The organism is Paractinoplanes maris (assembly GCF_023544465.1).
Lineage (GTDB): Bacteria > Actinomycetota > Actinomycetes > Mycobacteriales > Micromonosporaceae > Actinoplanes > Actinoplanes maris.
The window spans coordinates 175864-190050 of record NZ_JALPVL010000004.1; the positions used below are offsets into that span (position 1 = coordinate 175864).

12 protein-coding genes and 1 pseudogene are annotated in these 14187 nt (G+C 71.2%); all 13 read left to right on the forward strand.

Annotated features, from left to right (window positions below):
* Positions 1-45: 45 nt before the first annotated feature.
* On the forward strand, positions 46-1560 hold the full coding sequence (locus NAG42_RS12910) for a UDP-N-acetylmuramoyl-L-alanyl-D-glutamate--2,6-diaminopimelate ligase (RefSeq protein WP_438872401.1): 1515 nt from the start codon (positions 46-48) through the stop codon (positions 1558-1560).
* Positions 1557-2942: a UDP-N-acetylmuramoyl-tripeptide--D-alanyl-D-alanine ligase gene (locus NAG42_RS12915; RefSeq protein ID WP_250030474.1), complete on the forward strand. Its 1386-nt coding sequence runs from the start codon at positions 1557-1559 to the stop codon at positions 2940-2942. The genes NAG42_RS12910 and NAG42_RS12915 overlap by 4 nt, the downstream gene beginning before the upstream one ends.
* Entirely contained in the window at positions 2939-4042 is a 1104-nt protein-coding gene (gene mraY, locus NAG42_RS12920) for a phospho-N-acetylmuramoyl-pentapeptide-transferase (protein ID WP_250030475.1), read from the forward strand. Before NAG42_RS12915 ends, mraY begins: the two co-directional genes overlap by 4 nt.
* Before the next feature lie 65 nt (positions 4043-4107).
* On the forward strand, positions 4108-5496 hold the full coding sequence (locus NAG42_RS12925; protein ID WP_250030476.1) for an FtsW/RodA/SpoVE family cell cycle protein: 1389 nt from the start codon (positions 4108-4110) through the stop codon (positions 5494-5496).
* Positions 5496-6608, forward strand: a complete 1113-nt coding sequence (murG, locus tag NAG42_RS12930; RefSeq protein WP_250030477.1) for an undecaprenyldiphospho-muramoylpentapeptide beta-N-acetylglucosaminyltransferase — start codon at positions 5496-5498, stop codon at positions 6606-6608. Before NAG42_RS12925 ends, murG begins: the two co-directional genes overlap by 1 nt.
* 25 nt (positions 6609-6633) lie before the next feature.
* Entirely contained in the window at positions 6634-8061 is a 1428-nt protein-coding gene (gene murC / locus NAG42_RS12935; RefSeq protein ID WP_250030478.1) for a UDP-N-acetylmuramate--L-alanine ligase, read from the forward strand.
* Positions 8062-8068: 7 nt separating this feature from the next.
* Positions 8069-8830, forward strand: a complete 762-nt coding sequence (locus NAG42_RS12940) for a cell division protein FtsQ/DivIB (RefSeq protein WP_250030479.1) — start codon at positions 8069-8071, stop codon at positions 8828-8830.
* Positions 8831-9127: 297 nt separating this feature from the next.
* On the forward strand, positions 9128-10267 hold the full coding sequence (gene ftsZ / locus NAG42_RS12945; RefSeq protein ID WP_250030480.1) for a cell division protein FtsZ: 1140 nt from the start codon (positions 9128-9130) through the stop codon (positions 10265-10267).
* A gap of 7 nt (positions 10268-10274) precedes the next feature.
* Positions 10275-10982 carry a YggS family pyridoxal phosphate-dependent enzyme gene (locus tag NAG42_RS12950; protein ID WP_250030481.1) on the forward strand — a complete coding sequence of 236 codons (708 nt, stop codon included), beginning with the start codon at positions 10275-10277 and terminating at the stop codon, positions 10980-10982.
* 264 nt (positions 10983-11246) lie between these two features.
* On the forward strand, positions 11247-11948 hold the full coding sequence (locus NAG42_RS12955; RefSeq protein WP_250030482.1) for a cell division protein SepF: 702 nt from the start codon (positions 11247-11249) through the stop codon (positions 11946-11948).
* A 45-nt stretch (positions 11949-11993) separates the two neighbouring features.
* A complete protein-coding gene (locus NAG42_RS12960) occupies positions 11994-12299 on the forward strand; it encodes a YggT family protein (RefSeq protein WP_221376109.1) in 306 nt (101 codons plus the stop codon).
* A 43-nt stretch (positions 12300-12342) separates the two neighbouring features.
* Positions 12343-13155: a DivIVA domain-containing protein gene (locus NAG42_RS12965; RefSeq protein ID WP_249997845.1), complete on the forward strand. Its 813-nt coding sequence runs from the start codon at positions 12343-12345 to the stop codon at positions 13153-13155.
* A gap of 52 nt (positions 13156-13207) precedes the next feature.
* Positions 13208-13387 (forward strand): annotated as a pseudogene (locus NAG42_RS45495) (hypothetical protein); the annotation flags it as partial.
* Positions 13388-14187: the final 800 nt, after the last annotated feature.

Sequence of the window (14187 nt, forward strand, 5' to 3'; positions counted from 1 at the left end):
TGGCGTTTTCCGTGCGGCGCCGGGCACGGGGTAGGGTCTGACGCCGTGCCCGGCATTCCCCGTCCCGACTCCGTCGCTCCCTATCGGCTGGCCCGGCTGGCCGCTCTGTTGCCGGCCACGCTGACCGGCGTCGATGCCGAGGTCAGCGGCGTGACACACGACAGCCGGGCGGTCCGCCCCGGCGATCTCTACGCCGCTCTGCCCGGGGCCAACCGGCACGGCGCCGAGTTCATCAGCGACGTGGCCGCGGCCGGTGCGGCCGCGGTGCTGACCGACGCGACCGGCCATGCCGCCGCGGTCGCGGCCGGGCTGCCCGTCCTGGTCGCCGAGGACCCGCGAGCGGTGCTGGGGACGGCCGCGGCGGCCGTCTACGGCGACCCGTCCGGCCGGCTGACCATGATCGGTATCACCGGCACGGCCGGCAAGACCTCGACGGCCTATCTGGTCGAGTCGGGCCTGCGGGCGGCCGGCGTGGTCACCGGGCTGATCGGCACGGTCGAGACCCGCATCGGCGATCTGGTCGTCGACAGCGTGCGCACCACCCCCGAGGCCACCGACGTGCACGCCATCCTCGCCGCCGGCCTCGAGCGCGGGGTCGGCGCGGTGGTGATGGAGGTGTCCAGCCACGCCCTGTCCATCGGCCGGGTCAACGGCATCGGCTTCACGGTCGGCGGCTACACCAACTTCGGCCTCGACCACCTCGACTTCCACACGGACGCCGACGACTACTTCGCGGCCAAGGCCAAGCTGTTCGACGGGCGCTGCCGGTTCGAGGTGCTCAACCTCGACGACCCGGCGCTGCGACCGCTGTTCAAGCCGTCCACCATCAGCTATTCGGCGACCGGTGACCCGGCCGCGACCTGGTGGGCCTCCGACGTCCGCCCGGCCGAGTTCGGCCAGCGGTTCGTCGCGCACGGCCCCGGTGTCGAGGTCGAGGCGGGCGTGGCCCTGCCCGGCCGGCACAACGTGGCCAACGCCCTGCTCGCCCTGGCCGCCCTGGTCGCGGCCGGGGTCGGGGCGCAGGTGGCAGCCGACGGCATCGCCGCCTGCCCGGGCGTGCCGGGCCGGCTCGAGCGGGTGACCGCACCGGGCGAGGTGCTCGGCGTGGTCGACTACGCGCACAAGACCGACGCGATCGTGGCCGCCCTGGCCGCGCTGCGCGAGCTGGCCACCAGCCGCGGCGGCCGGCTGATCGCCCTGCTCGGCGCGGGCGGCGACCGCGACAAGGACAAGCGCCCGCTGATGGGCGCGGCCGCCGCCCGCGGAGCCGACCTGGTGATCGTCACGGACGACAATCCGCGGACCGAGGACCCGGCCGAGGTGCGGGCCGCGGTGCGGGCCGGTGCGGAGCAGTCCGGCGCTCCTGCGAAGATCATCGAAGTCCCCGGGCGACGGGCCGCGATCGATGAGGCGGTCCGGCTGGCCGGCGCCGGGGACGTGATCGCGTTGCTGGGCAAGGGACATGAGCGGGGCCAGGAGGTGAACGGGCAGATGTTGCCGTTCGACGACCGGATCGAGCTCGCCGAGGCGTTGACCGTCGCGGCCGGGGGCGCTCCGTGATCCGTCTGACGCTGGGGGAGATCGCGGAGATCACCGGCGGCCGCGTGGTCAACGCGGAACCGGAGCTCGCGGTCACCGGGGGAGTGGAGTACGACTCCCGCAGGATCGGCCCGGGTGGCCTGTTCGTCGCGTTCGAGGGCGAGAAGGTCGACGGCCACGAGTACGCGGACCGGGCCGCCGCCGCGGGCGCCGCGGCCGTGCTGAGCACGCGTGACACCGGGCAGCCGGGCGTCGTCGTCGAGGAACCGCTGGCCGCCCTGGCCGCGCTGGCCCAGTCCGTCGTCGCGCGGCTCGACGGGCTCACCGTGGTCGGGCTGACCGGATCGAACGGCAAGACCACGACCAAGGACTACATCGGGCAGTTGCTCGCGCGGCTCGGCCCGACCGTGGCGCCGGCCGGCTCGCTCAACAACGAGCTCGGTTTCCCCTACACGGTCCTGCGGTCGTCCGAGGAGACCCGTTTCCTGGTGCTCGAGATGGGCGCCCGGGGGATCGGTCACATCCGCTATCTCACCGGCATCGCCCGCCCGTCGATCGGCGCGGTGCTGAACATCGGCGCGGCCCACCTCGGCGAGTTCGGCTCGGTCGAGGGCACCGCCCAGGCCAAGGGCGAGCTGGTCGAGGCGCTCCCCGGCTCCGGCGTGGCGGTTCTGAACGCCGACGACCCGCTGGTCGCCGCGATGGCGTCGCGCACGCCGGCCACGGTGCTGCTGACCGGTGAGTCCGCCGCGGCCGGGGTCCGGGCGACCGGCGTCAGCATCGACCCGGCCGGGCGCGCGTCCTACACGCTGCACTTCGAGGGCCGGTCGGCGCCGGTCCGGCTGGCCGTCGCCGGGCGCCACCAGGTGGCCAACACCCTGGCCGCGGCCGGGGTGGCATTGTCGGCCGGGATGCCGTTCGAGGACGTGGCCGTCGCCCTGGGCGAGCTGGGCATCGTCTCGGTCCGGCGGATGGACGTCTTCACCCGGCCCGACGGCGCCGTGGTCATCGACGACACGTACAACGCCAACCCGTCCTCGATGGCGGCCGCGCTGCGCGCGCTGTCCTCGATGGCGGGCGGGCGCCGCACCACCGCCGTGCTCGGCTACATGGCCGAGCTGGGCGAGCACGAGCGATCCGGTCACGAGGAGGTCGGCCGGCTCGCGGCCGAGCTCGGCGTGGACCGGTTGATCGTGGTCAGCACCGAGGCCGCCCCCATCGCGGACGGCGCGCGCACGGTCGAGGGCTGGAAGGGCCGGGCCGAGGTCGTGCCCGATCAGGCCTCGGCCGTCCAGATCCTCGCCGGCGACCTGCACGGCGGCGACGTGGTGCTGGTCAAGGGTTCCCGGTACCGCACGTGGGACGTGGTGGACTCACTGCGCCCCGAGGAGGTTCGCCCGTGAGGGCAGTCATCGTCGCGGCCGCGGTCGCGTTCATCATCTCGCTGTTCGGCACGCCGATCGCCATCCGCGTGTTCACGGCGCTCAAGGCCGGCCAGCCGATCCGTACGGTCGGGCCGGCCAGTCACCAGGGCAAGAAGGGCACGCCCACGATGGGCGGGGTGGCCTTCATCATCGCGACGGTCGTCGCGTACGCGGCCGGGCACGTCGCCCTGACCACGCTGCCCGAGCGGCAGATCGCGCAGGAGTCGCCGACCATGACGGCGCTCGTCCTGCTCGGCCTGTTCGTCTTCTGCGGCGTGGTCGGCTTCCTCGACGACTTCCTCAAGGTGCGCCGCCGCAACTCCGACGGCCTGAGCGCCAAGGGCAAGCTGCTCGGCCAGCTGATCGTCGGCGGCGCGTTCGCGATCGTGGCGCTCTACGTGAAGAGCACCAACGGCGAGACGGTGGCCAGCGAGCGCATCTCGTTCATCCGCGACATCAGCTGGCTCGACGTCGGCAAGGTCGGCTCGGTGCTGGTCTTCGTCTTCGTCATCATGGCGATGTCGAACGGCGTGAACCTGACCGACGGCCTCGACGGCCTGGCCACCGGCGCGTCCATCCTGGTGCTGGGGGCGTACGCGCTGATCGGCTTCTGGCAGTACCGGCACTGGTGTGGTGACTCGGACTACGCCCGCGCCAACGACTACTGCTACCAGGTGCGAGATCCGCTGGAGATCGCGATGATCGCCGCCGCCGCGGCGGCCGCCTGTGTGGGTTTCCTGTGGTGGAACACGTCGCCGGCCCGGATCTTCATGGGTGACACCGGCGCGCTCGGGCTCGGCGGCCTGATCGGCGGCCTGGCCGTGGCCACCCGCACCACGCTGCTGTCGGTCATCATCGGCGGCCTGTTCGTCATCATCACGATGTCCGTGGTCATCCAGATCATCTCGTTCAAGACCACCGGCAAGCGGGTGTTCCGCATGTCCCCGCTGCAGCACCACTTCGAACTGGCCGGCTGGAGCGAAGTCAACATCGTCGTACGGTTCTGGATCGTGGCCGGCATCTGCGTGGCCATCGGTCTGGGACTGTTCTATTCAGACTTCCTGGCGGTCATGGGATAGATCTCTCTCGCGACACGCCAGGTTTGTGCCGTGGCCTGGCGTGTCGACGGGACGAAGATGAGTGAATGGTGGAAGACCGGGCTCAGCAGACAGCACCACGCCCGTCACTGAGCCGGCAGCTGCTGCCGGCGGTGCACGGAATGCTGGCGCGGCCGCTCTCCTCGTATTATCTGCTGCTCGCCAGCTCCGGCCTGCTGCTGCTGATCGGCCTCACCATGGTCTTCTCGGCGACCAGCGTGAAGGCGTACGCCGAGAACGGGAACGCCTTCAGCGCGATCGCCAACCAGGCCGTGTTCGCGCTGCTCGGCTTGGTCGCCTTCTGGGTGTGCCAGCGGCTGCCGGCGCGCACACTGCGCGATCTCGGCAAGTTCGTGCTCGGTGCGGCCATCGCGATGCTCTGCATCCTCGACCTGCTGGGCGCGCTCAACTCGGTCGGCCTGCTCAGCAAGCCGCGGATCGGCCCGGTCCACGCCGAGCTGCTCTGGCTCTACTTCGGCCCGATCGGTCTCCAGCCGGCCGAGTTCGCCAAGCTGGGCATGGTGCTGTGGGGCGCCGCCGTGATCGCCCGCAAGGGTCCCGCGCTGGGCCACTGGCGTGAGCTCTCCCGCCCGCTGTTCCCCGTCGTCGGCCTGCTGTTCGTGCTGGTCGGCTATAACGACCTGGGCAGCATGCTGGTGCTGCTGGCGCTCATCGTCGGCCTGTTGTGGGCGGCCGGCGTCCGGCTGCGGGTCTTCGCCGCGCTCGGCGTGCTCGGCCTGGCCGGCATCAGCCTGCTGATCGCGGCCGCGTCCGGCGGTGCCGGCTCGGGCCAGGCCGGCGAGGAGAACTACCGGCTCGCCCGGCTCACCAACTTCCTGCAGCCGATCGAGTCGTGCGACCTGGACGGGCCCTGCTATCAGCTGATCCAGGCCCGCTCGGCGATCTTCGAGGGTGGCTGGTTCGGGGTCGGGCTGGGCAAGGGCGCCCTCAAGTGGAACTGGCTGCCCCAGGCCGACAACGACTTCATCTACGCCGTGGTCGCCGAGGAGCTGGGCGTGGTCGGCTGCGCGTTGATCCTGGCGCTGTTCTCGGTGCTGGCCTACACCGGCTTCCGGATCGCCCGCCGCTCGCAGGACCCCTTCCGCCGGCTGGCCGCCGCCGCGATCACCACCTGGCTGGTCGCCCAGGCCGTGATCAACATCGGTGGCGTGACCGGCATGCTGCCCATCACCGGCCTCCCGCTGCCGTTCATCTCCGCAGGTGGCAGCGCGCTCGTGGTGACCATGGCGGCGGTCGGCATGCTGGCCTCGTTCGCCCGGGCCGAACCGCAGGCGTCACTCGCCCTGAACGCGCGTCCGCCCGCTCGGTGGGTACGGCTAGTCTGGGCCCCGCTGCCGCCGCTTCCCCCGTCGCGGCGGCCGGGTCCGGCTCCGGCTCGGAGCAGAACTGGTGCGGGGGCTGAGGGGAGACGGTGATGGGGATGCTGCGGTCGGTCGTGCTCGCCGGGGGAGGCACCGGCGGTCACATCTATCCGCTGCTGGCCTTCGCCGACGCGGTGAAAAGGCGCTTTCCCGAGGTGCGGATCACCGCGCTGGGCAGCCCCCAGGGCATGGAGAACGAGCTGATCCCGCCGACCGGCTACGACCTGCGGGTGATCCCCGCCTTCCAGCTGCCGCGGTCGATCAACCTGAACCTGATCCGCACGCCCGACCGGATGTGGAAGTCGTCGCACGCGGCCGGCAAGATCCTCGACGAGGTCCAGGCCGACGTGGTGGTCGGCTTCGGTGGCTACGTGTCGGTGCCGGCCTATCTGGCGGCGTGGCGGCGCGAGACGCCCATCGTCATCCACGAGGTCAACGTGCCGCCGGGTGTCGCCAACCGGATGGGCATGAAGTTCACCAAGAACGTCGCCGTCGGCTTCCCGCAGCAGCCGCAGCTGGCCGAGTCGCTCAAGGACGCCCGGGTGGTCGGCGTCCCGCTGCGCACGTCGCTCACCCGGCTCGACCGGGCCGCGCTGCGGCCGCAGGCGCTTCACCACTTCGGCCTGCGCCCCGACCTGCCGGTGCTCTTCGTGTCGGGTGGCTCGTCCGGCGCCCGGACGGTCAACCTGGCCGTGGCCGCGGCGGCCAAGCGCCTGACCCACGCCGGCATCCAGGTGCTGCACGTCCAGGGTGGCCGCAACGACCCGTTCGAGGTGCCGACCGACCTCCCGGTGCCGTACGTCGTGCTGCCCTATCTGTCGGACATGCAGCTCGGTTATGCCGCGGCCGACCTCATGCTCTGCCGCGGCGGCGCGATCACCGTGGCCGAGACCACCGCGCTCGGCGTGCCCGCGATCTATGTGCCCTACCCGTTCAGCAACCAGGAGCAGCGGCGCAACGCGCAGCCGGTGGTCGACGCGGGCGGCGGCATCCTGGTCGACAACGACGAGCTCACTCGCGAGTGGATCGAGCAGAACATCATCCCGCTCGCGCGGGACAGGCAGCGCCTCGGCGTGATGGGTCAGGCGGCCGCCCGGTACGGTCGTCGCGACGGTGACGAAGCACTGCTCGAGTTCGTTCTCGAAGCGGTGGCCGAGGCCCGATGAGCGTGCTGATCAAGGGAGTGGACGAGTGAACACGGCGGAGCTGCGGCCGGCCGGCGACCTGACCGCCGAGGACCTGGGCAACGTGCACCTGATCGGCATCGGCGGGGTCGGCATGGCCGGACTGGCCCGTCTGCTGCTCACCCGGGGCGTCCCGGTCTCGGGCAGTGAGCTGCGCGAGTGGCCGGCGCTGGCCGGGCTGCGCGCGCTGGGCGGCACGGTGCACATGTCCCACGTCGCCGAGAACCTCGACGGCGTCGACACGGTGGTCTATTCCACCGCCATCCCCTTCGACCACCTCGAGCTGGCCGAGGCGCGCCGGCGCGGGCTGCGCGTCCTGCACCGCTCCGAGGCGCTGGCCGCGGCGATGACCGGCCGCCAGGCGATCGCGGTGGCCGGCACGCACGGCAAGACCACCACGACCTCGATCATGACGGTGATCCTGCAGCACGCCGGGCAGGACCCGTCGTTCGTGATCGGCGGCGAGATCAGCGAGGCCGGCTCCAACGGCCACCACGGCACGGGCCCGCATTTCGTGGCCGAGGCCGACGAGAGCGACAAGTCGTTCCTGATCTACCGGCCGCACGTCGCGATCGTCACCAACATCGAGGGGGACCACCTCAACAACTGGGGCGACCTCGACGGGCTCAAGGCCGGCTTCCAGCAGTTCGCCGAGCTGACCGACCCCGAGGGCTTCGTGGTCACCTGCGCCGACGACCCCGGCACCCAGGGGCTGATCGAGGCGCTGCGCGCCCAGGGCAAGACCGTCTACACGTACGGCGAATCGCCCACCGCGACCCTGCGGATCAGCGACGTCGTGTCGACCGTCAGCGGTGTCCGCTACGAGGCCGAGCTCGACGGCAAGCCGCTGGGCGAGATGCACCTGGCTCTGCCGGGCAAGCACATGGGGCTCAACAGCGCCGCCGCCGTGCTGACCGCGCTGCGCCTGGGCCTGCCGCTCGACAAGATCGTCGAGGCGATGGCGGCGTTCCCCGGGGTGCGGCGCCGCTTCGAGCGCAAGGGCATCGCGGCCGGCGTGCGGGTCTACGACGAGTACGCGTACCACCCGACCTCGGTCGAGGCCGCGCTGCGGACGCTGCGCGAGGTGGCCGGCGACGGGCGGCTCCTGGTGGTCTTCCAGCCCTACCGCGTCTATCGCACCCGTGACCTGCAGGCCGAGCTGGCCCGCGGGCTGAGCCTGGCCGACCAGGTCATCTGCATGGAGGTCTTCGGGCCGGGCGAGGTGCGCCAGCCGGGTGAGGGCGGGGTGGCGCTGACCGCCGCCGTCGACCTGCCCGCCGACCGCAAGATCTTCGTCCCCGACTGGGAGGACGTGCCGGGCGAGGTCGTGCGGCGCAGCCGGCCGGGCGATGTCGTGGTCACCATGGGCGCGCCGCCGATCTCGCTGATGGGCGACGAGCTGCTGGCCGCGCTCGACGACGCGGATCGTCGTTAGGCCGGACATGAGCGGGGGGCGCAACTGGAGGCTGGTGCGGGCCGACACCGATGCGGTGCCGTCGTCCGCGCGGCGCTTCATGGCCCGCGCCCGCCAGCGCAAGATGCGTGCCGCACTGCCCTGGGCGATTGCCGCCGGCGTGCTGGTCGTGCTGGGCGGACTGACCTGGCTGGTCTACGGCACCTCGGTGCTGGGGGTGCGCCAGGTCGAGGTGGTCGGCGTCCAGATGCTCACGCCGGTGCAGGTCGAGCAGGCCGTCGCGGTGCCGGCCAGTGAGCCGCTGGCCCGGGTCGACCTCGGCGCGGTGCGCTCGCGGGTGCGTGAGCTGCCCCCGGTCGACCGGGTGGTGGTGCGCCGCAGCTGGCCGTCCACCCTGGTCGTCGAGATCGTCGAGCGCACGCCGGTGGCCGCCGTGCCGCAGAACGGGCAGTTCTCGGTGATCGATCGCGCCGGAGTCCCCTACCGCGTGGTCAAGGAGGCACCGCAGGGCCTGCCTCTGGTGCGGGTGGACTGGCCCGGGCCGTCCGATGTGAACACCAAGTCGGCGCTGACCGTGCTGGCGGCGCTGAGTGAGGATCTGCGCGAGCAGGTGCTGGCGGTGTCGGTCGCCACGCCCGCGCAGATCCGCCTCGAGCTGCGCAAGGACCGCACCGTGGTGTGGGGCGACGACACCCAGAGCGACACCAAGAGTCAGGTCGCGACCGCGCTGCTGAAGAAGGCCGGCAAGGAGATCGACGTCAGCGCCCCTTCGGTCGTCACAATCCGCTAACATTGTCACTAAGCGGACATTGGGGCCGAAACGCTCCAAGTTGGCCGAGGTTACGGCTCAGTCGGATTTTCGCCACCCAAGCGGGCGCCGACACGCCGTGCCGGGTCTTTGGTTGCGGTCCGAACTCCGCTTACGTTGCCACGAGAGGCTGAGTGGTTGACATAACCCTAAGCCTCTAGTAGAGGGTGAGGGTTTCCTCGCCCTCCCTTGTCCGGCAGCGGGTGTCGAAGGTGCGGTCTGGCCGGACCGCACGGGGCCCACAAGACATCCACAACCCTGGAAGGGAAGGCTGAGCCCATGACACCTCCCCACAACTACCTGGCGGTCATCAAGGTCGTCGGTATCGGTGGCGGCGGCGTGAACGCCGTGAACCGCATGATCGAGGTCGGGCTCAAGGGCGTCGAGTTCATCGCGATCAACACCGATGCGCAGGCGCTGCTGATGAGCGACGCCGACGTCAAGCTCGATGTCGGCCGTGAGCTGACCCGGGGCCTCGGCGCCGGCGCACAGCCCGAGGTCGGCAAGAACGCCGCCGAGGACCACCGCGACGAGATCGAAGAGGTGCTCAAGGGCGCCGACATGGTCTTCGTGACGTGCGGCGAGGGCGGCGGCACCGGCACCGGTGGCGCGCCCGTGGTCGCCAACATCGCCCGTAAGCTCGGCGCGCTCACCATCGGCGTGGTCACCCGGCCGTTCTCGTTCGAGGGCAAGCGTCGCCAGGTGCAGGCCGAGTCGGGCATCGACGAGCTGCGCAACCAGTGCGACACGCTCATCGTGATCCCGAACGACCGGCTGCTCGCGCTGGGCGACCGCGGGATCAGCATGATGGACGCGTTCCGTCAGGCCGACCAGGTGCTGCTCTCCGGCGTGCAGGGCATCACCGACCTGATCACCACGCCCGGTCTGATCAACCTCGACTTCGCCGACGTCAAGAGCGTGATGAGTGGCGCCGGCAGCGCCCTCATGGGCATCGGCAGCGCCCGGGGCGACAACCGCGCGGTCGAGGCGGCCGAGAAGGCGATCTCGAGCCCGCTGCTCGAGCAGAGCATGGACGGCGCCCGCGGCGTCCTGCTCTCCATCGCCGGCGGCTCCGACCTGGGTCTCTTCGAGATCAACGACGCGGCTCAGCTGGTCACCGACGCGGCCCACCCGGATGCGAACATCATCTTCGGCGCGGTCATCGACGACGCGCTGGGTGACGAGGTGCGGGTCACCGTGATCGCGGCGGGCTTCGACGGGGGCACGCCCTCGTACAAGCCGTCCGAGCCGGCCCGCAAGGTGATCCAGCAGCCGGCCGAGCGGGCCACCCCGCAGGCGCCGGCGACCACGGCCCCGGCCCCGGCCGCCGCCACGCCGCCGCCGGCCACCACGCCGACGCCGCGCCGGGTGCTCTTCGACGACGTCGACGTGCCCGACTTCCTGAAGAACGGTTCCTGAGGCAGTTGTGACCGACGCGGGACGGCGGTCGGATCTGGCCGCCGCCCTGCGTGAGGTGCACGGCCGGATCGAGCGCGCCTGTGCCGCGGCCGGCCGGCCCGCGGGCGAGGTCACCCTCGTCGCGGTGACCAAGACGTACCCGGCGAGCGACGTCGTGCTGCTCGCCGGGCTCGGCGTCACCGACGTCGGCGAGAACCGTGATCAGGAGGCGGCGCCCAAGGCGGCCGAGGCCGGCGCGGCCGGGGCGCGTCCGCGGTGGCACTTCATCGGTCAGTTGCAGCGCAACAAGGCGCGGTCGGTGGCCGGGTACGCGGATGTGGTCGAGTCGGTCGACTCGGTGCGGCTGGCCGAGGCGCTCGCCCGGGCCGCCGCCGAGCGGCCCGATCCCCTCGAGATCCTGATCCAGGTGAGCATCGACGGGGACCCGGCACGCGGCGGCGTGACCGGCGATGATCTCTGGCGGGTTTCCGACTCGGTGGCGGCCGCCGACACCCTGCGGCTCGGCGGGGTGATGGCCGTGGCGCCGGTCGACTGGGCTCCCGATCGCGCGTTCGAGCTGCTCAACGGCTTGTCGCAGCGATTGGTCGAGGCTCATCCGGGCGCCACGACCGTGTCGGCGGGCATGAGCGGGGATCTCGAAGCCGCCATCCGGCACGGCGCGACACACGTCCGGATCGGCACTTCTTTGCTCGGAATGCGAAACCCGCTGCGGTAGCCTTGCGGCGGGCAGCAAACTACATGGGTGTTGTTTACGCGACAACCGTATGCGGGCATGGTTCAAGATCATCCGCGACGGAGCTCGAGTCTACGGCGCGGCACGTCACGGGACGAGGGTCCGCATCGGACCTTGGGACCGTGCAAGGGGGGAATGCGGTACGCCGAGGGGGTGCGTTCCGCGCAGCGGACGAAGGTGGGGGCACATGGCTGGTCGGGGCAATGCTCGTCGGAGCTTTGCGCGGTGGCGTGATGGGGTGAAGGCATGAGCGCTCTTCGGAAGGCGGGCGTCTGGCTGGGCCTCGTCGAGGAGGACGACGACCGCGGATACGACAACGGATACGAAGAGGGCCCCTACCGTCCTCGGAACCGGTACTCGGGAAGCCGGTACTCCGACGACGAGTTCGCCGACGAGGAAGAGCTCGAGGACGAGCGTCCGGTGCCCCGCGCGCGCACGGAGCGCAGTCGCGGATCGGACCGTCTGTCATCGCACGCCGACGTGGACGACCACGATCGGGTGGAACGTTCCGAGCGTTCGGAGCGGGCCAGTGTCCGATCGATCACCCGGCCGTCCACAGCGAGTGACAACTCGTCCGCTCTGAGCTACTCCACGCGGGAGAATCTGGCCCTCGCGCCGCAGGCCGTGCACCAGCCCGAGCCCCGCCCGCGACCGGTCGAGGAGGAGCAGCGCTACCAGATCACGACGCTGCACCCGACGACCTATCGTGAGGCCCGCACGATCGGGGAGCACTTCCGCGACGGTGTTCCGGTCATCATCAATCTCACTGAGATGGATGAAGGGGACGCTCGCCGGCTGGTCGACTTCGCCGCCGGGCTGGCTTTCGGTCTTCGCGGTACGATCGAGCGCGTGACCAACCGGGTTTTCCTGCTCTCACCGGCGAATGTCCAGGTCACCGCAGAGGACAAAGCCAAGATCGCTGAGGGTGGGTTCTTCGGTCAGGCCTGAGGCGGGGGCCCGCGCGCCCGCCACCCAGATGGGGGATCCGCACGAGTGCTCTCGATCGTGTTCCAAATATTGTATTTAGTCGTTTACATCTTCTTCCTGGTCCTACTTGCCAGGTTCGTGCTGGGTGCGGTACTCCAGTACGGGCGTCGGTGGCAACCCGGTCGTGGGGCGTCGGCGGGACTCGAAACGGTGTGGAGCGTCACTGATCCGCCCCTCAAGGCGTTGAGGCGTGTGATCCCCCCGCTGCGCATTGGTAACGTGAGTTTGGACCTGGCTTCCATCGTGCTGCTGGTTATCCTGTTCGTGCTCATGAGGTTCGTGCTTCAAAGACTGATCCTGAACTTCAGCTAAACAGCAGCCCCAACCGCGGCCGCGACTGACCCGAGGAGTTTCGATGCCGCTGACCCCGGCCGACGTTCATAACGTCGCCTTCAAGAAGCCCCCGATCGGCAAGCGGGGGTATGACGAGGAGGAGGTCGACGCTTTCCTTGATGAGGTAGAGCGCGAGCTCGCCCGTCTGATCGAGGAGAACAACGAGCTGCGCGCCCAGGTGGAGCGCGGCGGTCGGGGTGGCGCACCAGCCGGCCCGAGCGCCGACCCGCGCCTCGCGGCCGAGCTCAACGAGGTCAAGGCTCAGCTTGACCGTGTGCAGCGTGACAAGGCGCAGGCCGAGCAGGCCGCGCGTCAGATGCAGGCCGAGCTCGAGCAGGTTCGTGCCCAGGGCCCGGTCGGCGGTGGCGCCGCTGGGTCCGGTGCCGACGGCGAGCAGCAGGCCCTGCGGGTGCTCATGATGGCCCAGCGCACGGCCGACGACCACGTCGCCGACGCCCGCCGCGAGGCCGACAAGCTTCTCTCCGACGCCCGTTCCAAGGCGGAGGAGGTCACCCGCGAGGCTCGCGCCAAGGCCGACGCCCTCGAGCGGGACGCGCGTCAGCGTCACCAGGAGGCCATGGGCGGTCTCGACGCCAAGCGCTCCGCGCTGCAGAAGCACATCGAGGAACTCAAGCAGTTCGAGCGGGAGTACCGCACCCGCTTGAAGGCTTACCTCGAGAGCCAGCTGCGTGATCTCGACGGCCGGGGCCAGGGGCTCGAGGCCGAGATGTCACGGGCCGACTCCGGGCGCGCCGTCGGTGGCAGCGGCGGTCTCGCCGCGGCCGGTCTCGCCGGTTCCTACGGCGGCCGCAACGCCATCGAATCCGGCCGCTGAGTCCGGATCCCCCCGGACCACAGCCCCTCCGGTACCTCGACGAGGATGAGCCATGATCGTTGCTAGTCTGCTGCTCATCCTCGTCGCGGTGACGCTGCTCGTGCTGGGCCTCACCGGCGGGTCGAGCGGCCTGCTCATCAGCTCCATCGTGGCCAGTCTGCTGGCCGCCGTGTTCCTGGTCGTCGGTGCTCGCCAGGCCGCCGCCGCGCGTCGTGGGTCACCCGTCGCGCCGCCGCCGCATCCCGACGACAACGCGGTCTTCGTGGCCGAGCCCGAATTCGCGGCCGCCGCCGACGAGGTCTCCCGCCGCCGCGCCGCGGACGATTTCGACGACGATCTCCGGGAGACGGTCCAGTTCGACCCGGCCGACGTCGCCGCGGCCAAGCCCTCGGCCGGCCCCGATTTCGCGACCGCCACGTCCTCGGCCGGTTCGGACTTCGCGACCGCCACGCCGTCGGCCGGCTCGGACTTCGCGACCAGCACGCCGTCGGCCGGCTCGGACTTCGCGACCGCCGCGCCCTCGGCCGGCTCGGACTTCGCGACCGCCGCGCCGTCGGCCGGCTCGGACTTCGCGACCGCCACGCTCCCGACCGATCCCGGTTTTGCCTCGGCGCAGTCCGGGCCCGTCTCCGACCTGGCCGATCAGGCCGGCGCCTCCGCCGGCGATTTGTCCGCAGATGAGCGGCCTGGAGCCGACGATCCGGATCGCGATCGCGCCTCGGCCACCATCAACGCGGCCCGCAGCGACACGCCGGACGACTCCTGGGACCGCGAGACCCCCGCTGCCCCGTCGGCCGCCGACGAGGATTTCGACGAGCCCGCCGCCGACGACCCCGACGACGAGCCGCTGCCGCAGGCGGTGCAGCCGGCCGACGCGGTCCGGCTGGCTCATCTGGACGCCGAGGTGCTGGTCGTCGACGGCCGCCCGCGCTATCACCTGGCCGAGTGCCCGAGCCTGGCCGGCCGCCTGACCGAGCCGATCCCGGTGCGGGAGGCCGTCGAGCTCGGCTTCAGCCCCTGCGGCCTGTGCCG